Below are 17,979 nucleotides of genomic sequence, written 5' to 3' on the forward strand. Positions count from 1 at the left end.
CGCCCAAGTCCTTGGGCGCGGCAGACTCAATATGCACCGTGCGTCTCACCGCCAGAACGTCGTCACTCGATCCCCCTCGAGGCGCTAAGGGCAACGACCTTCCTCAAACCTTCTGCCCACAAGCCCTGCAAAACCGCCGCACCGTTTCCGCCATGCCATATTCCAGCGCATCGGCGGTCAGCCCATGGCCGATAGAAACTTCGGCAAGATCGGGAATGCGCTTCACCAGATCAGGCAGGTTTGCGACGGTCAGATCATGCCCGGCATTGACGTCAAGACCGATCGCCAGCGCCGCGTCTGCAGTCTTTCCCAGCGCTTCGAGGATGGGAGCCGCCCGCTCGGGCGCGTCGTAACAGCCGCCGTAGGGGCCGGTATAGAGTTCGATCCGGTCGGCGCCGACCACCTTGGCGATCTTGACCGCTTCCGCATCGCCGTCGCCGTCGGCAAAAAGCGAGACCCGGCATCCCATCTTCTTTAGCCGCGCGACGACATCGGTGAGGAACGCCTTGTGTTTGCGGAAGTCCCAGCCGTGATCGGAGGTCGCCTGCGACGGATCGTCGGGCACCAGCGTCACCTGCTCGGGTGCAGCGCCGGCGCAGAGTTCGAGGAATTCCTCTGTGGGATAACCTTCAATGTTGAACTCGGCCTTCGGGAATTCGTCGTCGATCAGGTTGCGGATGACGGGTAAGTCGGAAAATCTTATATGGCGCTGGTCGGGGCGCGGATGCACCGTCAAGCCGCTGGCGCCTGATGCAAGGGCTATGCGCCCGAGGGTTTCGACGCTCGGCCAGGGCAGATCGCGCCGGTTGCGCAGCATGGCGATGGCGTTGAGGTTCACGGAGAGCTTGGCTGGCATGGCGGATTATCCATTGGTCTCGGAAATGGGAGGCCACGCTTTTAAGCCAAGTGCCCGGCGATGGCCAACGAGAATCGCAGATGAGTGCAACGCCGATCATTGATGAATCGGCATTACAACAGGGAGGAATGTACCAGGAATAGCAGTTCCCCCGGCTGCGAAGATGCGGCGGGCGCAGCGCGTGTTTTGCTTGAACCTTCGCGCAAAGCCTGCAAAGCGCCCCGTCGCGTTGCTATCCTATTTAAAAGAGATTATTTTTAGCACTTATAAAAAAGATCGTTCACGCATAACGTGGACATTGTGTCGCGTAAACGTAGGCCGCGTACTGCTTCTTTCTCCATGTAAGATGCTCAGAGGAAACCCCACTCGCCGCGACCGGGAAGCAACTGGCAAATCCGCATGAGGTGCAACAAGATGCCCTAGGAGGGTTCATGCCAGACGGTTCCAAACGCCTGTTTGCTGCCGCCGGTATCGCTTCGGAGGCCCGGTCGAAATACCGGTTCCTGCCTTCTGCCGCGCTGCCGCCGGATCTACCGGAAGGTCCGGTGCCTATCGCCGATATGGCCAACGCATTCGGCGTTACGCACAGGACGCTGCATTTCTACGAAGAAAAGGGATTGATCTCGGCCAATCGCATCGGCCTGATGCGGGTCTATGGCCAGGACGACGTGATGCGCATGGCTGTCATCACCGTCTGCCGCGAAACGGGCATGCCGATCGCGGTTATCCAGGAATTGATGGACGAGCTTCGCAAAGCCGATTCGCAGGAATCGGCCGAGGCGATGTTTCGCGAGGCCTTGCAGGTGCGCAAGCGCGAGCTGACGGCCGAAATGTCGACGCTGCACCGCCAACTCCAGCAGGTCGGCGATCTACTGGATTTCGACGACGGCATGGAGACGCAGCCGCTCAACGACAATCAGGACAGTTCCAGCCTGACCGAGCAGGAACTGCGTTGCCTGGAATTGATGGCAGAGGGCTATTCCACCCAGCGCATCGCTCGGGCGCTCGACCTGAGGCATGACGAAACCAGGGATCTCGAAGCTGGAATCATCCTGAAATTCCGCGCCAACAACCGTTTTCAGGCGATCGCCAAGGCCGTCCTGCTCGGCATCGTGCAGGCTTGACGCACGGACAACGCCCCGACGGCCGCACCGCCCCTTCCGCTTGATCGGGATCGCGACGCGATCGGGATCAGCGCACGATCGTCAGCGTCTCCGCCGCGCGTGTGATCGCGGTGTAGAGCCAGCGTTCCCGCGTGTCGCGAAAGGCCCAGCTCTCGTCGAAGAGCACGACGTCGTTCCATTGCGAGCCCTGCGCCTTGTGAACGGTCAGGGCATAACCATAGTCGAACTCGTCGTAACGCTTGCGGGTGTTCCAGGGGATTTCGCCTTCGACATCCTCGAAGGCCTGCTTGAGCAGCTTGATCTTCGCCGCCCCGCGATCCATGTCGTCGTCCTCCGGGCGGACGAGGAGATTGATGCCGGGCTTCGTGGTTTCCTTGGACGAGGTCATCACCTGCCACAGCGAGCCGTTGAGCAGGCCCTTGGCAGGATCGTTCCGAAGACAGACGAGCTTGTCGCCGGTCTGCGGATAATCGGCGCTGAAACCCTTCAATTCGCGCAAGCGCTGATTATAGCGCCGCCGCGTCCTGTTGGTGCCGACGAGCACCTGATCGGCACCCAGCACCAGCTGCTGCGTCACCTCGCTCTTCGGAATAACCTTCGCCGTTCCGTAATCGCCATACATCACCTCGTTGCCCTCGCGCACCTGCATGGCGAGCTTGATGATCGGATTGTCGCGCGCCTGGCGGTGAATATCGGTGAGGAGGTAATCCGGTTCCTGGTTGGTGAAGTAACCGCCGCCCGAAACCGGCGGCAGCTGGCCGGGATCGCCAAGCACCAGGATGGGCGTTCCGAAGCTCATCAGATCCTTGCCGAGGGCCTCGTCCACCATCGAGCATTCGTCGACGATGATCAGCGCCGCTTTGGCGACCGGGCTCTGCCGGTTGATCGAAAACATCGGCGCAATCGAGGTCTTGCCGGTCTCTTCGTCCTCCACCGCTTCCTCGCCGCGCGGGCGATAGATCAACGAATGGATGGTCTTGGCGTTGGAGGCGCCGCGCGAGCGCAGCACCTGGGCGGCTTTGCCGGTGAAGGCGGCAAACAGCACGTCGCCGTCGACATTCTCGGCAAAATGCCGGGCAAGCGTTGTCTTGCCCGTTCCGGCATAGCCGAACAGGCGAAAGAGCGGCGAGCGCCCTTCGTTCAGCCATTTCGAAACAGCCTTCAGGGCTTCGTCTTGTTGCGGCGCAAATTGCATGATCAGACGACTTGGCAGGATTCGCCGCTTTTAAGCAAGGCGGAAACCGATACTGCGTGGCCGTTGGCAGCAGATCCTTGCACTCACCGGTCCCAGCCCCGGTCCGCGCCGCCTGCGCACATCGACGGGTCCTGCCCCATCGCATCGATCAGAAAATCCAGAACTGTCTTGACGCGTAGCGCCATGTTGCGTCGCGAGGGATAGACGACGGTGACCGGCAGCCGGCTCGGCTGAAAATCATTCATCACCGGGATCAGCCGGCCAGCGGCGATATCGGGCTTGGCGATGATGTGGGAGAGCACCGCAAGGCCCGCGCCGGCAAGGGCTGCCCTGTGGATAGCGACGGCGTTGCAGGCCGTCAGCCGCGGCGAGATCCTGACCGATATGTCTTCCGAGCCGCTCGAGAAGGACCAGATATTGGCCTCACCCGCCCTGTTGTAGCACAGGCATTCATGATCCTTGATGTCCTTCGGTGCGCGCGGCGCCGCCCTGCGTGCGAGATAGGCGGAAGACGCGACGAGGAAGGCCGTCGTCCAGCCGATCCGGCGGCAGACGAGGCTGCTGTCGGCGACCGGGCCAAGGCGCACTTCAAGGTCCAGGCGCTCCTCAATCATGTCGGAGCTTTGCTCCCTGAAAAGCAGCTCGACCGAGAGTTTGGGATGAGCAGCGAGAAGATCGCCCAGCCGCTCGCTGAGATAGAGCCCGAGTGGTGCCGGAACGCTCAGCCTGACCTTCCCCGAAGCGATCGCTCCATCCGACCCGGCGGCATCGCCGAGCTCTTCCACCGCGTCGAGAATCCTCAGCGCCATCGGCATCATTCGCTCGCCTTCGGCCGTCAGCGACAGGCCGCTTGTCGTGCGATGCAAGAGGCGCATGTTGAAATGGCTTTCGAGGGCTGCGACCTGGCGTGAAACCGCCGGCTGAGTCACGTCGAGATCGTGTGCTGCCGCCGAAAACGATCCTGTCTCTACCACGCGCTGAAAGGTCCGTAATGCCGATACGATATCCATGACAGCCCCCTCATACTTTTGCGCATAGGCTTTATGCCGCCAGACTAAGCGAGAATGGCTTTACTGTCCAGCAATTAAGGATATCTTTTATCCATAAGGATAATAACTGTCCTTAATTAGAGGAGAACGACATGACCCAGCGATTGAACTATGCCCAGCATTCCCCCGAGCTTTTCAAGAAATTCATGGAATTCAGCATGGCGCTGAGGAGCAGCGTCATTGACGAGAAGCTGCAGGCGCTGGTCGAAATCCGCGCCTCGCAGATCAACGGATGCGGCTTTTGCCTCGACATGCATGTGAAGCAGGCAAAGATCCATGGCGAGAGCGAGCTCAGAATCTATCACGTCGCCATCTGGCGGGAATCGAACCTGTTCATCCCCCGCGAGCGCGCAGCGCTGGCATGGACCGAAGTCTTGACCAAACTTCCCGAGGGCGGCGTTCCCGACGAGATCTACGAGCGGGTTCGCGGCCAGCTTTCGGAGAAGGAAATCTCCGACCTGACCTTCGTGGTCATGGCCATCAATGCCTGGAACCGCGTCAATGTCGGCTTCAAGACCGTACCGGGCACGGCCGACAAGGCCTACGGCCTCGACAAGGCTGGCCTGAACTAACCCCTGCAATTCATTGAGAAGATTAAATTTGACGCTGCCGCGCCGCGACAGCGAAGGGAGATCCGTTATGAAAATCGTCGTCATCGGCGGAACCGGCCTCATCGGTTCGAAAACTGTCGAACGCCTGCGCAAGCGCGGCCATGAGGTGATTGCCGCCTCGCCGAACTCCGGCGTCAACACGATCACCGGGGAAGGGCTGGCGGAAGCGCTTGCCGGCGCAGAGGTCGTACTCGACCTTGCCAATTCGCCCTCCTTCGAGGACAAGGCCGTGCTCGAATTCTTCGAGACCTCGGGACGCAATCTTCTCGCCGCCGAAAAGGCCGCCGGCGTCAAGCATCATATCGCGCTTTCGGTCGTCGGCACCGAGCGCCTGCAGGAAAGCGGCTATTTCCGCGGCAAGCTCGCTCAGGAAAAGCTGATCAGGGCCTCGGGTATTCCCTACACCATCGTGCATTCGACGCAGTTCATGGAATTCCTGAATGGCATCGCCCAATCCGGCACGGTCGGCCAGACGGTCCGCCTGTCGCCGGCCTATGTGCAGCCGATCGCCTCCGATGACGTCGCCGACGCCATGGCCGACGTGGCGCTCTCCACCCCGGCCAACAAGACGATCGAGATATCGGGTCCCGAACGCGCTCGCCTCAGCGACCTCGTCGCCCGCTATCTAAAGGCGATGAAGGACCCGCGCACCGTCGAGGCCGACGCCGAGGCGCGATATTTCGGCGCAAGGCTGAACGATCAGTCGCTCATCTCCGACGACAATCCGCGGCTCGGTTCGATCACCTTCGAAGAGTGGTTTGCCAAATCAGCCGAGTCGAAGTGATTGGTTTGCCTCAGGACGCGGCCACTCGGGCGCGTCCTCTCCACCCCAGCAACAAAGGAGATTGCCATGATCAGAGCATCAATCATCGCCGCCGCGCTCGCCTTTCTGGCAGCCACCGGAGCTTCCGCCCGAGACAGCAGCAAGTCTGCCAAGGTGACGCTCGTCTATGAGCACGAGCTGCCGAACGTACCCGGCAAGAGCATCAAGGGCGTGCTGGTCGAATACGGCCCCGGCGGCTTCTCTGAAGGCCATACCCACCCGGACTCGGCCTTCATCTACGCCACCGTGCTCGAGGGATCGATCCGCAGCCAGGTCAATGACGGCCCGGTCAAGGTCTATCAGGCCGGAGAAAGCTTCTCGGAAATGCCGGGCGACCGCCACGGCGTCAGCGCCAACGGCAGCAAGACCAAGCCCGCCCGCCTGCTCGCCGTCTTCGTCGTCGACACCAAGCAGAAGGAGCTGACCTTCCCGCTGCAGAACTGATGGTCGGTCCTTGATCGCCCGCGCACGTCGATGCTTGCGCGGGTGGCCGACTTGCTAAATCATGTACCGCCCGCCCCTTCCGGAGACAGAGAGATGATCTACGACGCGCTGTTCGGCAAGCCGCTGATCTCCCTCATCGTCGTCGGCTTTGCCGGCATCCTCGTCTGGTATTTCCTCTCCAGTCAGCGGCCGACGACGCGGCTGGTGGTGCAGATCCTCTTCTTTGCTGTGATGACGCTGATCCTCGCCGGCAGCGGCATCGAGCCCCACCGTTTTCAGGGATATCAGTCCGAAGACCCGCAGGCCCTGCTCGTCATCGTCGCCAAATCGCTCTGGTGGGTCCACCTGGCATGGGCCGTGATCGGTTTCATCAGGCTCTATCTGGTGCTGGAGGGAAGCCCGCGTGAGGCCCGCCTGCTGCAGGATCTCGTCATCGGCATCGTCTATATCGGCATGGCACTCTCGGTCCTCGCTTTCGTCTTCGGCGTACCGATCGGCACTCTCGTCGCGACATCAGGCGTGGTCGCCATCATCCTCGGCCTGGCGCTCCAGAACACGCTCGCCGACGTCTTTTCCGGCATCGCGCTGACGCTCGGCCGGCCCTATGTTATCGGCGACTGGATCCTCTTGAGCGACGGCACGGAAGGGCGCGTCGTCGAAAGCAACTGGCGCGCGACGCACATCCTGACCGGCGCCAATAATGTCGTCGTCCTGCCCAACAGCCTCCTGGCGAAACTCGGCCTGACCAATGTCAGCCGGCCGGACGAGACCCATCTGCTGATCCTCACCATCCGCATCGCTCCGACCCGGATGCCGGCATCGATCCGCCAGGTCATGCTCTCGGCGCTCACGAGCTGCAATTCGATCGTGCGCGAGCCGCCGCCGGTCGTCTCATTGAAGGGGTTGGACGCCACCGCGCTCGAAGTCGAGCTGCAGTTTCGGGTGACGAGCCCCAGTCAGCGCGTGACAGCGCGAAATGAGGTGCTCGATCTCGTCTATCGCCATTGCAAATCCGCCGGCTTGCTTTTGGCCGTTCCACCCGCAGCCCAGGTGCTGACCGCCGATCTGCCGACGGAAGAAAACGCCAAGCCGCCGACCGTCACGCCGCTTGCGCTGATCGAAGCGATTCCCGTCTTTGCAACACTGACATCAGATGAGAGGCAGAGGCTCGCCGAGACCACGACTGTCCGGCAGTTCCGCAAAGGCGATGTGATCGTGCGGGAGAGCGAAATGCTGCCCTCGCTGATGATGGTGCGCGCCGGTATCATCGTGGCGCGTCGCGAAGGCGAAGAGCGCGGACGGTTTGCGCCAGGTGATTTCTTCGGCGAGACAGGCCTGCTCGCCGGCATGCAGGAAGTCTGCACCTTGGAGGCCCTGACCCCAGTGACGATCTATGAAATCGGTCAGGCGGCCTTCGCCCCGCTGCTTAGCGAACGCCCAGCCCTGGCCGAAGAGATCGCCGAAGCCCTCGCCGGCCGCGCCGAACGCTTCCGCGACGGCGTTAACCTGCCCCCGGAACAAGCACGCAACGCGCACGCAATCCTGAAGACCATCAGGACCATCTTCAGGGCATGATCAGCCGGCACGCTGGAGCACCCATTGGAACGTGCCTTGCCAGATGTCCGCCGGCACCTCCTCGGATAAGGTGCCAACGAGATCAGAGAGCCGCACGGCCCTCAGCGTGTTTCGCCAAGCCTCGTCGGCTTCCCACATGACGCGCGCAACCGCGCAAGGTTTGCTGTCGCAATAGCCTGCCGGCCGGCACGGATTGTTCTCCCGGATATTCGTACAGGTGAAGCTGCGCGCCTTTCCCTCCACCGCCTCGACAATATCAAGGAAGTTGATCTCAGACGGGGATTTCGCAAGCCTGTAGCCGCCGCTCGGGCCGAGCGTGGTATCGACGAGCGAGGCTTGTGAAAGGCTTTGCAGCGCCTTGGAGAGATATTCCTTCGGCAGACCATGAAGCTCGGCGAGCGCCTTGGTGGAGAGATACCTGCCCTCGGGCAGGCCCGCGAGAATGGCGCAGCAATGCAGCGCCCACTCGACCTGGCTTTTCAAGATCATTCAGCAACTCTTAATGGCTGGTTCTGTGAACCACATTAAGGATATATGCTATCCGCAAATCGATTTGATGTAAATGACTGCGATGACAGCGAAGACATCCACGGGGCTAGCCACCGCGCTGGCCGCAGCAATATCTGCATCCGGCAAGTAATCGAGCCGGCCACCCGCCCTCGTGGTTCGAGACGGCCCTCAGGCCTCCTCACATGAGGGCTGATCGGCGTGCCCCACTGCAACCCCCCATTTTCCGCGAAAACTTTCGCTCAGCCGGAATAAAATTGCCTCGTCGCGTGTCTCATCTCAGGTATCGCAGCATTGCGTGCCCAACCTGAGGAGAGACATTATGACATCCGTGAAATTCCTGTCCGTCGCGGCGGCAGCCGCTCTTGCCGCGACCGCTGCTTTCGCCGCCCCTCCCGTCAAGGAAGTCGAATCCGCCAAGGGCAAGGTGCTCGCCGGCGAAAACGGCATGACCCTCTACACCTTCAAGAAAGACGCCAAGGGCGTTTCCAACTGCAACGGCGATTGTGCCAAGAACTGGCCGCCGCTGATGGCCGCTTCCGATGCCAAGGCCGATGGCGCATATTCGATCATCGAGCGTAAGGATGGCAAGAAGCAATGGGCCAAGGACGGTATGCCGCTTTATTACTGGGTGAAGGACAAGAAGGCTGGCGACATCACCGGCGACGGTGTCGGCGGCAATTGGGATGTCGCCAAACCTTGATGCCAAGAGAGCCGGCGTGAAGACACCCCCACCTGAAACGTTCGAGGGCCAGATCCTGGCCCTCCTGCCCTCGCTCAGGCGCTATTCGCGCAGCCTGACGCGCTCGGATGCCGACGGCGAGGACTTGCTCCAGGACTGTGTCGAGAAGGTCCTGACGCGCCGCGGCCAATGGCGCGGCCTCAATCTGCGCGGCTGGGTCCTGACCATCATGACCAATCTCTATCGAAACGGCCGGCGCGGCAAGGCGCGCGACGGCCTGGTCGAGCTCGACGCCGCACAAGACGTGGCCGCTCCCGAACCGCCGGCCGATCCGCTGGAGCGCGCCCGGCTCGACGATGCGCTGAACAGTCTCTCGGAAGAGCACCGCGCCGTGCTGATGCTCGTTGTCATCGAGGGATACAGCTACAGCGAGGTCGCCGCCGCGCTCGAGATCCCGATCGGCACCGTCATGTCCCGGCTGTCGCGCGCCCGCCAGCGCATCGCCGAGCGGCTGAAGGCCGATAACGTCATTACGCTTCGGAGACCGAAATGAACGAGACCAACCCGATCGTCACCGAAGCAGATCTCCACGCCTATGCCGACGGCCAGCTGGCGGAAACGGCCCGCGCCCGCGTCGAGGCCTTCCTTGCCGACAATCCCGACGAAGCGGCGTTGGTCGCCGAATGGCAGGCGCAGAATACCGGCATCAGGACGCTGTTCGCAGGCTATGAGAAGGCGAAGGACACCGATCCCCAGCTCGTCACCCCGCCACGCGCGCCCTCCTCCGCGCCGAAGCGCTGGATGGCCGCCGCCGCGGCCCTGCTCGTCTTCGCGCTCGGCGCGGTCAGCGGCCATTATGGCCCCGCGCTTCTTCAAAAGCCGGACCTGCAGCTTGCCGGCTCCGAGACCCTGCCGAAACAGGCCGAGACCGCCTTCACCGTCTATGCCGCAGAGGTGCGCCACCCCGTCGAGGTCTTCGCCGACGAGGAGGCTCATCTCGCCACTTGGCTCGGAAAGCGGCTGGCGGTCGAAAATTTGAAGATCCCTGACCTGCAGTCGCTCGGCTTCAAGCTGGTCGGCGGTCGACTGCTTCCGGTCGACGGCAGGCCGGGCGCCATGTTCATGTACGAGAACCAAGCCGGCGAACGCCTGACGGTCATTGTTGGCCGCAACAGGGAAAACCGCACGACGAGCTTCCGCTTCGCCTCGTCGGGCAATCTCGAAACCTTCTACTGGGTCGACGGCGAACTCGGTTACGCCGTCACCGGCGAAGTCTCGCGTGAGACCCTACGTGGCGTGGCCGAGGAATGCTATCGGCAGTTTCCTTCTTGAGGGTCAGCGGTACGGATCGTTGGCGAGCTCGATCGGTTGCCCATGCGGCGTGGCTTCGGCTGCCCGCTGCCAGCTCTTCTGCAGGTCGAGAATGGCAGATGCATCCGCTATGCCGCGGCTGACAAGCAATTCGGAAAGCGTCGCCACCCAGCAGTCGAAATAATCGCTGCCGTCTTCGGCGCGGCCGGGCTTATGAAGTTCCCGAGACAGGAGCTCGGCCCATTCGCGCCAGGCAAATATCCCGTTCTCATGCAGATGCACGGTCATGGCGAAGGCTTCGGCGGCCCAAGGCTCGGGAAAGACCGGCCCGCCTTCCGGAGATTTCGGCAGACCGAGCGATTGGCTGAGCTCCGAGGGCATCTCACAAACGCTCAAGATAGCTCTCCCACGCATCGATGGAGACCGTCAGCGACGGATCCGCCCCCTCGCCCCAAATCTCGCCGCCGTCGAAGACGACAGTGTAGAGCCATTGCGGATTCTCGCCTCGGCCATGCGCATTGTCGTCGGGAAAGACGAAGGAGCCCTGCACCGCTTCGACGACGCCCATCTTGGCACGCGCATAGCGCGGCAGCCGCGTATGGGTCGGCGGATTGAAATTCCTCGCCCTCACCGCCTCACCGACCGCAAAGCGCGGCGCGGTTTCGACGGGACGATCGCAAGGCCCGCCCTTTGCCAGTACATCAGCCACCATCTCCGCTTTCAGCACCCGCTTCGGCGCAGCCCCATCCTGCAGCTTGTGGCCGGACAGCAGCTCCTCGCGTGTCGCAAAGCCGTGCCGCGCAAGCAGCGTCTCGACGCCGCGGATCCAGATCTCGTAGTAGCTGGCAGCGAGATAATCGGCCGGCGGGATATTCTCGCGCGCATGCCGGCTTTCATCGATCGTCCATGCACCAAAGGCGCCGCAGGAAAGCGTGATGCCGAGCGCCCGCTTTTCCCAGTCGGCATGGAAACAGGGCTCATCCTTTTCAGGCGCGACAGGCCCGAAGCCCATCTGTCCGCCGAGATCGTGCGGTCCGTTCATGGCAGAGCCTCCTGGCTGCCGGCAGCTGAAATCTTCGAGCTGCCTGCAATGGCCGTGCCGATCATCGCGTCTCGGCTAACGAGGCCGGCAAGTGCGGCCTCATCCATGCCTTCCGTGCCCGCCGGCCGCTCCGGAATCACGAGATAACGCAGCTCCGCCGTCGAATCCCAGACGCGGATCTTCTTGTTCACCGGCAGGGTCAGGCCGAATTCGGCAAGCACGCCGCGCGGATCAATCACCGCCCGTGAACGATAGGCCGGCGCCTTGTACCAGACCGGCGGCAGGCCGAGCACTGACCAGGGATAACAGGAACAGAGCGTGCAGACGATGAGGTTGTGGGTATCGGCCGTGTTGAAGACGGCGCGCATATGCTCGCCCTGCCGGCCGGTATAACCAAGGCTCGCTATCGCCGCCGTCGCATCGCGCCTCAGCCAGGCCGCGAATTCGGGATTGTTCCATGCTTTGGCCACGACATGCGCGCCGTTCCTCGGCCCCACCTTCGTCTCGTAAGTCTCGACAATCGCATCGATCGCCGCCGGATCGATCAAACCCTTCTCCGTCAGCAGCGTCTCCAGCGCTTTGACGCGCGCCTGCATGTCGGAGTAATGGTTGTCGTGGGCATGATCGTGGTGATGGCCGTGATCGTCATTGTGGTCGTCGTGCAAGGCAATATCCTCCCGGAACGGCGATCGGCCGCCCTGTTTCCTCAATGCGCGCGGCACGCTCCTCCTCTTCTCCCCAGCGGGGAGAAGGTGGCCCGAAGGGTCGGATGAGGGGGCCGCACGGCACACCCTTCATGATTTGCCCTTCGCTTGCGCTCCGTGCATTCGCGGCTCGCCGCTCACCCCCTCATCTGCCTGCCGGCATCTTCTCCCCGCCGGGGAGAAGCGGAGTCGTGGCAACCTCTCGTCCCAATTCAAAGCAGGTCGGTAAAACCGTCTCCCTTCTTTCTACCATACACCACAACGCCGCCAAGCCCTTCTATCCCAATCAAACTTTTCCGCTAATCTCCCGCCATGAACATCCTGATTCTCGGTGCAACCGGCTTCATAGGCTCCGTCGTCGCGGCCCGGCTCGCCACCGATGGGCATGCCGTGACCGGGCTCGGCCGCAATCCCGTGCGGGCGCGTTTGAGGCAGCCTGCGATAAACTGGCGGCGGGCCGATCTGTCCCGCATGACGAAACCCGAGGACTGGGAGGATCTCCTGAAGGATCAGCATGTCGTCGTCAATTGCGCCGGCGCGCTGCAGGACGGTCTTTCCGATGATCTGGCGGCCACGCAGGCAAGGCCGGTAACTTGGCTCGCCGATGTCGCGGGCCTGCTCGGCTGGCGTTCGCCGCTGCGCTCGACGGCGATGACCGTCATGTCGGAAGGCGTTAAAAGCGCGAAGGGGGAGAGCGGCCTTGCCGCGACATCCGCCGCGGCAACGCTCGCGGCCAATCCTTCCGGCGTACAGGATCTCTGGTTCGCCAGGCTCTATCTGCTGAAGCCACTCGTCATATCGGGCCTGTCGGCTTTCTGGCTGCTCTCCGGCCTGATCCCGCTGCTGGTGGTGCCGAAGGCCTCCGCGCATTTCCTGCCCTTCATGCCCGAGGCGGGCGCAACGGCGCTGACGCTTGTCACCTGCCTCATCGATATCGCGCTCGGCGCCGCCGTCCTTGTCCGCCCGCTCGCCAGACGCGCCCTCCTCGGCATGCTGGCCGTCTCATTGGCCTATCTCACAGGCGGCACACTTCTCGAACCCGCCCTCTGGCTCGATCCGCTCGGCCCCCTCGTCAAGGTGCTACCGTCGATCCTGCTGACGCTCACGGCCCTTGCCACCCTGGATGAACGCTGATGCTTGAGCAATGGCTGCTGCTTGCCCATGTGATCGGCGCGACCGTTCTGTTCGGCACCGGTGCCGGCATCGCCTTTTTCATGGTGATGGCGCACCGCACGCGCGATCCCGCCTTGATCGCCCATGTCGCCGCGACTGTCGTCATCGCCGACACGATCTTCACGGCGACCGCTGCTCTTCTCCAGCCGGTGAGCGGCTATCTCCTGGCGCGGTCGATCGGTTGGGACCTCTGGGAAGGCTGGATGGCGCTGTCGCAGCTGCTCTATGTCGTCACAGGCCTGTTCTGGCTGCCGGTCATCTGGATCCAGAACCAACTGCGCGACCTCGCTCGCGCGGCGGCAAGCTCGGGAAGCGCCCTGCCGCCCAGCTACCACAGCCTCTATCGCGTCTGGTTCGTGTTCGGCTTTCCCGCTTTCTCGGCCGTTCTCGGCATTTTTTGGCTGATGCTGACGAAACCGTCGATTGCGCTATTTTAGCATCGGCCAGAGGCTCGCCACCAGAAGCACGGCCATGCTGATATTGAACCATTTCAGCCGCACCGGATCGGAAAGCCATTCCCTGAGCGCCGAGCCGAAGCCTGCCCAGGTCGAGACGCTCGGCACGTTCACCACCGCGAAAGCCAGACCGACGATCAACACGCTGGCGAGGTAAAGCTCGGGATTGGTATAGGTCGCCATCGCGGTCACCGCCATCACCCAGGCTTTCGGATTGATCCACTGGAAAGCCGCCGCCGACAGGAAGGACATCGGCGCCGCACCGCTCTTGCCCTCGCTGAGCGAGCGCGACGAAGCGATCTTCCAGGCAATCCAAACGAGATAAGCGCCTCCCGCAAACTTCAGCGCCGTATAGACCACGGGCATCGTGTGCAGCAACGCCCCGAGCCCGAAACCAACGCCGATGAGCAGCGAGAAGAAGCCGGCACCGATGCCGAACATATGCGGGATCGTCCTGCGGAAGCCGAAATTCACGCCCGAGGCAAAGAGCATCATATTGTTCAGGCCCGGTGTGATCGACGTCGTGAAGGCGAAGAGAACGAGGGCGAGAAACGTATCCAGCGGCATGCGACCTCCCGAAGCCGGCTTTTCCAGCAGCCCACTTTATTTAGGTCAGCATAACTGTCCTAAATCGCCGATGCCATTGCATCATTGTCACGGTGACAGGATTACTTGAAAGATGGCGAAGCGGCCCAATCTCTTGAGCAGGAAGAAGAGCCATGCAGGACGACCCCATCCCCTCCGTAAAATTTCCGAACAGCATAGCCGTGCCGGCACTCGGCCAGGGAACCTGGGCCATGGGCGAGGATGCCGGCCATGCCAGGGCCGAGATCAAAAGCCTCAGAACCGGCATCGATCTCGGCATGACGCTGATCGACACCGCCGAAATGTATGGCGACGGCGGCGCCGAGGAGATCGTCGGCCAGGCGGTCAAAGGACGGCGCGACGAGGTCTTCATCGTCAGCAAGGTCTACCCCTGGAACGCCAGCCTAAAAGGCACGATCGAGGCCTGCGAACACAGCCTCGAACGCCTCGGCACGGGCCGTATCGATCTCTATCTCCTGCACTGGCGCGGCAACTATCCGCTCGCCGAGACCGTCGCCGCCTTCGAGATGCTGAAGGCCTCCGGAAAGATCGGCGCCTGGGGCGTCTCCAACTTTGATACCGACGACATGGAGGAACTGCTTGGCGTGCCCGACGGCGCCAATGTCGCCGCCAACCAGGTGCTGTATAACCTCACCCGCCGCGGCGTCGAGTTCGACCTTTTGCCCTGGTGCCGGAGCCGCGGCATCCCCGTTATGGCCTATTCGCCAATCGAGCAGGGACACGTCCTCCATCATCCGGAACTAATTCACATCGCCAAGGCCTACCAGGCGACACCGGCCCAATTGGCGCTCGCCTTCCTCCTGAAACGCGACGGCGTCATCGCCATCCCGAAGACCTCGAATGCCGAACGCGTTCGCGAAAACCGCGACTGTGTCTCGCTTGATATCACCGAGGAGGATTGGCGGGCGCTCGACGCCGCCTTCCCGCCACCGGTCAGGAAAAAGCCGCTGGAGATGCTGTGATCTACAGCGGCTGCCCAGCTAAAAAGCCCCTCATCCGGCTGCCGCCACCGTCTCCCCGCTTGCGGGGCGAAGGGGGTATGCCGCACCGGCTTCATCCACCTCAACGTTGTGTTTGGCACGTCCCCTCGCCCCGTTTACGGGGAGAGGGTTAGGGTGAGGGGCAGCTTATGGCACGGACCTGACGGCGGTAGCAGGCTCACATCCCCTGCGCACCACGGTTCATCGCCGCAATACCGGTGCGGCAGACCTCGATCAGGCCAAGCGGCTTCATGATCGCGATGAACTGGTCGATCTTGGACGACTTGCCTGTTATCTCAAGGATGAAGTGATCGATCGTTGCGTCGACCACCTTGGCGTGGAAAGCATCGGCAAGCCGCAGCGTCTCGGCGCGGGTTTCGCCCTCGCCGATCACCTTGACCAGCGCCACTTCCCGCTCGATCGGGCGGTCCTGGCCGAGTTCGCGAGCCCGCACCGTCAGGTCGACGACGCGGTGAACAGGCACGATGCGTTCGAGCTGCGCCTTGATCTGCTCCAGCACATGCGGTGTGCCGCGGGTAACGATGGTGATGCGGGACAGATGCGCCTGGTGCTCGGTCTCGGAGACGGTGAGGCTCTCGATATTGTAGCCGCGGCCGGAGAACAGGCCGATGACCCGGGCAAGGACACCGGGCTCGTTGTCGACGAGAACCGAGAGCGTGTGGCTCTCGACTGCGGTCGTTTCCGGAGAGATGAAATAGGCAGAGCCCGTGGGCTGAAGGTGTGCGTTCATGGTCCTGGGGTTCCTCTGACTTTTTCTTAGACGAGCTGACGGCCCTTGGCGTCGATCGCATTGGCGACCGCTTCGTCAGTGGCTTCGTCGGGCAGCAACATTTCGTTATGCGCCTTGCCCGAGGGAATCATCGGGAAGCAGTTGGCGAGATTGGCGACGCGGCAATCGAAAATGACCGGCTTCTTGACCTCGATCATCTCGATAATGGCATCGTCCAACTCATCCGGCTTATCGCAGCGCAGGCCGACTGCGCCATAGGCTTCCGCCAGCTTGACGAAATCGGGCATCGCCTCCGTATAGGAGTGCGACAGGCGGTTGCCGTGCAGCAGCTGCTGCCACTGGCGCACCATGCCCATGTACTGGTTGTTCATGATGAAGATCTTGATCGGCGCGTCGTACTGGATCGCCGTCGACATTTCCTGGATGCACATCTGGATCGAGGCGTCGCCGGCAATGTCGATGACGAGGCTCTCGGGATGGGCGATCTGCACGCCGAGGGCCGCCGGCAGGCCGTAGCCCATCGTGCCGAGGCCGCCCGAGGTCATCCAGCGGTTCGGCTGCTCGAAGCCGAAGAACTGTGCTGCCCACATCTGATGCTGGCCGACTTCGGTCGTGATGTAGGTATCGCGGTCCTTGGTATGCGCAAAGAGCCGCTCCAACGCATATTGCGGCATGATGACGTCGTTGTTCTTCGTATAGGCGAAGGAATTGCGCGCCCGCCAGCGGGCGATATCGCTCCACCAGCCTTCGAGTCGGTTCCTCTCCGGCTTCTTCGGCAGCGCCCGCCACAGGCGGACCATGTCTTCGAGGACATGGCCGACATCGCCGCGGATGCCGATATCGACGCGGACGTTCTTGTTGATCGAGGACGGATCGATATCGATATGGATCTTCTTCGAGTTCGGCGAGAAGGCGTTGAGGCGGCCGGTGATGCGGTCGTCGAAGCGGGCGCCGATGCAGACCATGACGTCGCAATCATGCATCGCCATGTTGGCCTCGTAGGAGCCGTGCATGCCGAGCATCTTCAGCCAGTTCTTGCCTGAAGCAGGATAGGCGCCGAGGCCCATCAGCGTCGAGGTGATCGGGAAATCGGTCAGCTCGACCAGTTCGCGCAGCAGCTTGGAGGCCTCGGGGCCGGAATTGACGACGCCGCCGCCGGAATAGATGATCGGACGGCGCGCATTCGCCATCAGCTCGATCGCCGCATGGACCTGGTTCAGGTCGCCCTGGATCTTCGGTTGGTAGCTCTTCTGGATCGGGTAATCGGCGGGCGGCGTGTAGGTGCCGGTCGCAAACTGCACGTCCTTCGGAATATCGACGACGACGGGGCCCGGACGGCCGGATTGGGCGATGCGGAAGGCCTCGTGAATGATGGCGGCGAGCTGGTTGACGTCCTTGACCAGCCAGTTGTGCTTCGTGCAGGGCCGGGTGATGCCGACCGTGTCGCATTCCTGGAAGGCGTCGGAGCCGATCAATGGGGTCGGAACCTGGCCGGTCAGGCAGACGAGCGGGATCGAATCCATCAGCGCGTCCTGCAGCGGCGTGACCGCATTGGTGGCGCCAGGACCTGACGTGACCAGCATGACGCCGACCTTGCCGGTGGAGCGGGCGTAGCCTTCGGCCGCATGGCCTGCCCCCTGCTCATGGCGAACGAGGATGTGCTTGATCTCGTCCTGCTGGAAGATCTCGTCATAGATCGGCAGGACCGCGCCGCCGGGATAGCCGAAGATATGTTCGACGCCGTTGTCCTTCAGCGCCTTGAGAACGATCTCCGCCCCCGTCATCCGATTGCCTGCCGCCTGATTGTCCGTGCTCATCTGTCTTTTCCGTTTGATGCTGGGATTTGAGTTTGTGGCCGGGAGCCCGATTTCGGGCACAAAAAAAGGCCCCGGAGGAGCCTGTCATCTAGCGCATGGGTGGCTATCGCCGGATGGTTACACCATCCTGCCCATGCGCCTTCCCACCACGATAAGAGCCGTTGCGATTTTCATGGCGGGAAGTGATAGACAGAAAATTTCGCAGCGTCAACGCATGCCGCAATAAAAAACTGCCCCGCGCCCGCGCCTCCCAAAATCGATAGGATGAAGGATT

Annotated in this window: 21 protein-coding genes; 11 read left to right on the forward strand and 10 right to left on the reverse strand. The window is 62.2% G+C overall.

Annotation, left to right across the window (positions count from 1 at the left end):
* Positions 1-103 precede the first annotated feature (103 nt).
* The gene (locus AMK00_RS14205) at positions 104-856 is read right to left on the reverse strand and encodes a pyridoxine 5'-phosphate synthase (RefSeq protein WP_064810774.1); all 753 of its coding nucleotides are present in this window, start codon (positions 854-856) and stop codon (positions 104-106) included.
* Positions 857-1,287: 431 nt separating this feature from the next.
* Here AMK00_RS14205 and AMK00_RS14210 point away from each other — a divergent pair, with 431 nt between their 5' ends.
* A complete protein-coding gene (locus AMK00_RS14210) occupies positions 1,288-1,980 on the forward strand; it encodes a MerR family transcriptional regulator (RefSeq protein WP_064803686.1) in 693 nt (230 codons plus the stop codon).
* 67 nt (positions 1,981-2,047) lie between these two features.
* Here the strand turns inward: AMK00_RS14210 and AMK00_RS14215 are convergent, their stop codons facing one another.
* Positions 2,048-3,175 carry an ATP-dependent DNA helicase gene (locus AMK00_RS14215; RefSeq protein WP_064803687.1) on the reverse strand — a complete coding sequence of 376 codons (1,128 nt, stop codon included), beginning with the start codon at positions 3,173-3,175 and terminating at the stop codon, positions 2,048-2,050.
* 83 nt (positions 3,176-3,258) lie between these two features.
* Positions 3,259-4,185 (reverse strand): LysR family transcriptional regulator, encoded by a 927-nt coding sequence (locus AMK00_RS14220; RefSeq protein ID WP_064810775.1) that lies wholly within the window; start codon positions 4,183-4,185, stop codon positions 3,259-3,261.
* A 131-nt stretch (positions 4,186-4,316) separates the two neighbouring features.
* Between AMK00_RS14220 and AMK00_RS14225 the strand changes: the two genes are divergently transcribed.
* The 4 genes from AMK00_RS14225 to AMK00_RS14240 all read left to right on the forward strand — a co-directional run bounded on the left by AMK00_RS14225 (position 4,317) and on the right by AMK00_RS14240 (position 7,677).
* Positions 4,317-4,796: a carboxymuconolactone decarboxylase family protein gene (locus AMK00_RS14225; RefSeq protein ID WP_064803691.1), complete on the forward strand. Its 480-nt coding sequence runs from the start codon at positions 4,317-4,319 to the stop codon at positions 4,794-4,796.
* 67 nt (positions 4,797-4,863) lie between these two features.
* Positions 4,864-5,619 carry an SDR family oxidoreductase gene (locus AMK00_RS14230; RefSeq protein WP_064810776.1) on the forward strand — a complete coding sequence of 252 codons (756 nt, stop codon included), beginning with the start codon at positions 4,864-4,866 and terminating at the stop codon, positions 5,617-5,619.
* A gap of 66 nt (positions 5,620-5,685) precedes the next feature.
* Positions 5,686-6,102, forward strand: a complete 417-nt coding sequence (locus tag AMK00_RS14235) for a cupin domain-containing protein (protein ID WP_064803694.1) — start codon at positions 5,686-5,688, stop codon at positions 6,100-6,102.
* A 93-nt stretch (positions 6,103-6,195) separates the two neighbouring features.
* Entirely contained in the window at positions 6,196-7,677 is a 1,482-nt protein-coding gene (locus AMK00_RS14240) for a mechanosensitive ion channel domain-containing protein (protein ID WP_064810777.1), read from the forward strand.
* Here the strand turns inward: AMK00_RS14240 and AMK00_RS14245 are convergent, their stop codons facing one another.
* Positions 7,678-8,166, reverse strand: a complete 489-nt coding sequence (locus AMK00_RS14245) for an RrF2 family transcriptional regulator (RefSeq protein WP_064803698.1) — start codon at positions 8,164-8,166, stop codon at positions 7,678-7,680.
* Between the two features lie 340 nt (positions 8,167-8,506).
* On the opposite strand from AMK00_RS14245, the gene AMK00_RS14250 reads away from it, so the two are divergent.
* From AMK00_RS14250 to AMK00_RS14260, 3 genes are read left to right on the forward strand one after another with little or no spacing between them, the layout of a single operon-like run.
* Positions 8,507-8,887 carry a COG4315 family predicted lipoprotein gene (locus AMK00_RS14250; RefSeq protein WP_064803700.1) on the forward strand — a complete coding sequence of 127 codons (381 nt, stop codon included), beginning with the start codon at positions 8,507-8,509 and terminating at the stop codon, positions 8,885-8,887.
* A 16-nt stretch (positions 8,888-8,903) separates the two neighbouring features.
* Complete coding sequence (locus tag AMK00_RS14255) at positions 8,904-9,419, forward strand: RNA polymerase sigma factor (protein ID WP_064806236.1); 516 nt, start codon at positions 8,904-8,906, stop codon at positions 9,417-9,419.
* Positions 9,416-10,198 (forward strand): anti-sigma factor family protein, encoded by a 783-nt coding sequence (locus AMK00_RS14260; protein WP_064810778.1) that lies wholly within the window; start codon positions 9,416-9,418, stop codon positions 10,196-10,198. Before AMK00_RS14255 ends, AMK00_RS14260 begins: the two co-directional genes overlap by 4 nt.
* A gap of 3 nt (positions 10,199-10,201) precedes the next feature.
* Here the strand turns inward: AMK00_RS14260 and AMK00_RS14265 are convergent, their stop codons facing one another.
* The 3 genes from AMK00_RS14265 to nthA are packed head-to-tail and all read right to left on the reverse strand — an operon-like array spanning position 10,202 to position 11,884.
* Positions 10,202-10,573 (reverse strand): nitrile hydratase accessory protein, encoded by a 372-nt coding sequence (locus AMK00_RS14265; protein ID WP_064810779.1) that lies wholly within the window; start codon positions 10,571-10,573, stop codon positions 10,202-10,204.
* On the reverse strand, positions 10,560-11,219 hold the full coding sequence (gene nthB / locus AMK00_RS14270; protein WP_064810780.1) for a nitrile hydratase subunit beta: 660 nt from the start codon (positions 11,217-11,219) through the stop codon (positions 10,560-10,562). Before nthB ends, AMK00_RS14265 begins: the two co-directional genes overlap by 14 nt.
* Positions 11,216-11,884: a nitrile hydratase subunit alpha gene (gene nthA, locus AMK00_RS14275; RefSeq protein WP_064811728.1), complete on the reverse strand. Its 669-nt coding sequence runs from the start codon at positions 11,882-11,884 to the stop codon at positions 11,216-11,218. The genes nthB and nthA overlap by 4 nt, the downstream gene beginning before the upstream one ends.
* Positions 11,885-12,235: 351 nt before the next feature.
* Between nthA and AMK00_RS14280 the strand changes: the two genes are divergently transcribed.
* A complete protein-coding gene (locus AMK00_RS14280) occupies positions 12,236-13,057 on the forward strand; it encodes an SDR family oxidoreductase (RefSeq protein ID WP_064810781.1) in 822 nt (273 codons plus the stop codon).
* A complete protein-coding gene (locus AMK00_RS14285) occupies positions 13,057-13,533 on the forward strand; it encodes a DUF2269 family protein (RefSeq protein WP_064810782.1) in 477 nt (158 codons plus the stop codon). The genes AMK00_RS14280 and AMK00_RS14285 overlap by 1 nt, the downstream gene beginning before the upstream one ends.
* Here AMK00_RS14285 and AMK00_RS14290 read toward each other — a convergent pair.
* Positions 13,525-14,118: a LysE family translocator gene (locus AMK00_RS14290; protein WP_064810783.1), complete on the reverse strand. Its 594-nt coding sequence runs from the start codon at positions 14,116-14,118 to the stop codon at positions 13,525-13,527. The two genes, AMK00_RS14285 and AMK00_RS14290, sit on opposite strands and share 9 nt — an antisense overlap.
* 152 nt (positions 14,119-14,270) lie before the next feature.
* Between AMK00_RS14290 and AMK00_RS14295 the strand changes: the two genes are divergently transcribed.
* Positions 14,271-15,119 (forward strand): aldo/keto reductase, encoded by an 849-nt coding sequence (locus tag AMK00_RS14295; RefSeq protein WP_064810784.1) that lies wholly within the window; start codon positions 14,271-14,273, stop codon positions 15,117-15,119.
* A gap of 196 nt (positions 15,120-15,315) precedes the next feature.
* Here AMK00_RS14295 and ilvN read toward each other — a convergent pair whose 3' ends face one another.
* Together ilvN and AMK00_RS14305 are read right to left on the reverse strand one after the other, a co-directional pair.
* Complete coding sequence (gene ilvN, locus AMK00_RS14300; protein WP_011426035.1) at positions 15,316-15,888, reverse strand: acetolactate synthase small subunit; 573 nt, start codon at positions 15,886-15,888, stop codon at positions 15,316-15,318.
* A gap of 26 nt (positions 15,889-15,914) precedes the next feature.
* On the reverse strand, positions 15,915-17,705 hold the full coding sequence (locus AMK00_RS14305; protein WP_064810785.1) for an acetolactate synthase 3 large subunit: 1,791 nt from the start codon (positions 17,703-17,705) through the stop codon (positions 15,915-15,917).
* Positions 17,706-17,979: the final 274 nt, after the last annotated feature.

It is taken from the genome of Rhizobium sp. N621, assembly GCF_001664325.1.
Lineage (GTDB): Bacteria > Pseudomonadota > Alphaproteobacteria > Rhizobiales > Rhizobiaceae > Rhizobium > Rhizobium esperanzae.

Excerpts from the sequence above, each read along its gene's own strand:
- AMK00_RS14205 (WP_064810774.1), bottom strand. The coding sequence starts at position 856 with ATGCCAGCCAAGCTCTCCGTGAACCTCAACGCCATCGCCATGCTGCGC.
- AMK00_RS14210 (WP_064803686.1), top strand. The coding sequence starts at position 1,288 with ATGCCAGACGGTTCCAAACGCCTGTTTGCTGCCGCCGGTATCGCTTCG.
- AMK00_RS14215 (WP_064803687.1), bottom strand. The coding sequence starts at position 3,175 with ATGCAATTTGCGCCGCAACAAGACGAAGCCCTGAAGGCTGTTTCGAAA.
- AMK00_RS14220 (WP_064810775.1), bottom strand. The coding sequence starts at position 4,185 with ATGGATATCGTATCGGCATTACGGACCTTTCAGCGCGTGGTAGAGACA.
- AMK00_RS14225 (WP_064803691.1), top strand. The coding sequence starts at position 4,317 with ATGACCCAGCGATTGAACTATGCCCAGCATTCCCCCGAGCTTTTCAAG.
- AMK00_RS14230 (WP_064810776.1), top strand. The coding sequence starts at position 4,864 with ATGAAAATCGTCGTCATCGGCGGAACCGGCCTCATCGGTTCGAAAACT.
- AMK00_RS14235 (WP_064803694.1), top strand. The coding sequence starts at position 5,686 with ATGATCAGAGCATCAATCATCGCCGCCGCGCTCGCCTTTCTGGCAGCC.
- AMK00_RS14240 (WP_064810777.1), top strand. The coding sequence starts at position 6,196 with ATGATCTACGACGCGCTGTTCGGCAAGCCGCTGATCTCCCTCATCGTC.
- AMK00_RS14245 (WP_064803698.1), bottom strand. The coding sequence starts at position 8,166 with ATGATCTTGAAAAGCCAGGTCGAGTGGGCGCTGCATTGCTGCGCCATT.
- AMK00_RS14250 (WP_064803700.1), top strand. The coding sequence starts at position 8,507 with ATGACATCCGTGAAATTCCTGTCCGTCGCGGCGGCAGCCGCTCTTGCC.
- AMK00_RS14260 (WP_064810778.1), top strand. The coding sequence starts at position 9,416 with ATGAACGAGACCAACCCGATCGTCACCGAAGCAGATCTCCACGCCTAT.
- nthB (WP_064810780.1), bottom strand. The coding sequence starts at position 11,219 with ATGAACGGACCGCACGATCTCGGCGGACAGATGGGCTTCGGGCCTGTC.
- AMK00_RS14280 (WP_064810781.1), top strand. The coding sequence starts at position 12,236 with ATGAACATCCTGATTCTCGGTGCAACCGGCTTCATAGGCTCCGTCGTC.
- AMK00_RS14285 (WP_064810782.1), top strand. The coding sequence starts at position 13,057 with ATGCTTGAGCAATGGCTGCTGCTTGCCCATGTGATCGGCGCGACCGTT.
- AMK00_RS14290 (WP_064810783.1), bottom strand. The coding sequence starts at position 14,118 with ATGCCGCTGGATACGTTTCTCGCCCTCGTTCTCTTCGCCTTCACGACG.
- AMK00_RS14295 (WP_064810784.1), top strand. The coding sequence starts at position 14,271 with ATGCAGGACGACCCCATCCCCTCCGTAAAATTTCCGAACAGCATAGCC.
- ilvN (WP_011426035.1), bottom strand. The coding sequence starts at position 15,888 with ATGAACGCACACCTTCAGCCCACGGGCTCTGCCTATTTCATCTCTCCG.
- AMK00_RS14305 (WP_064810785.1), bottom strand. The coding sequence starts at position 17,705 with ATGAGCACGGACAATCAGGCGGCAGGCAATCGGATGACGGGGGCGGAG.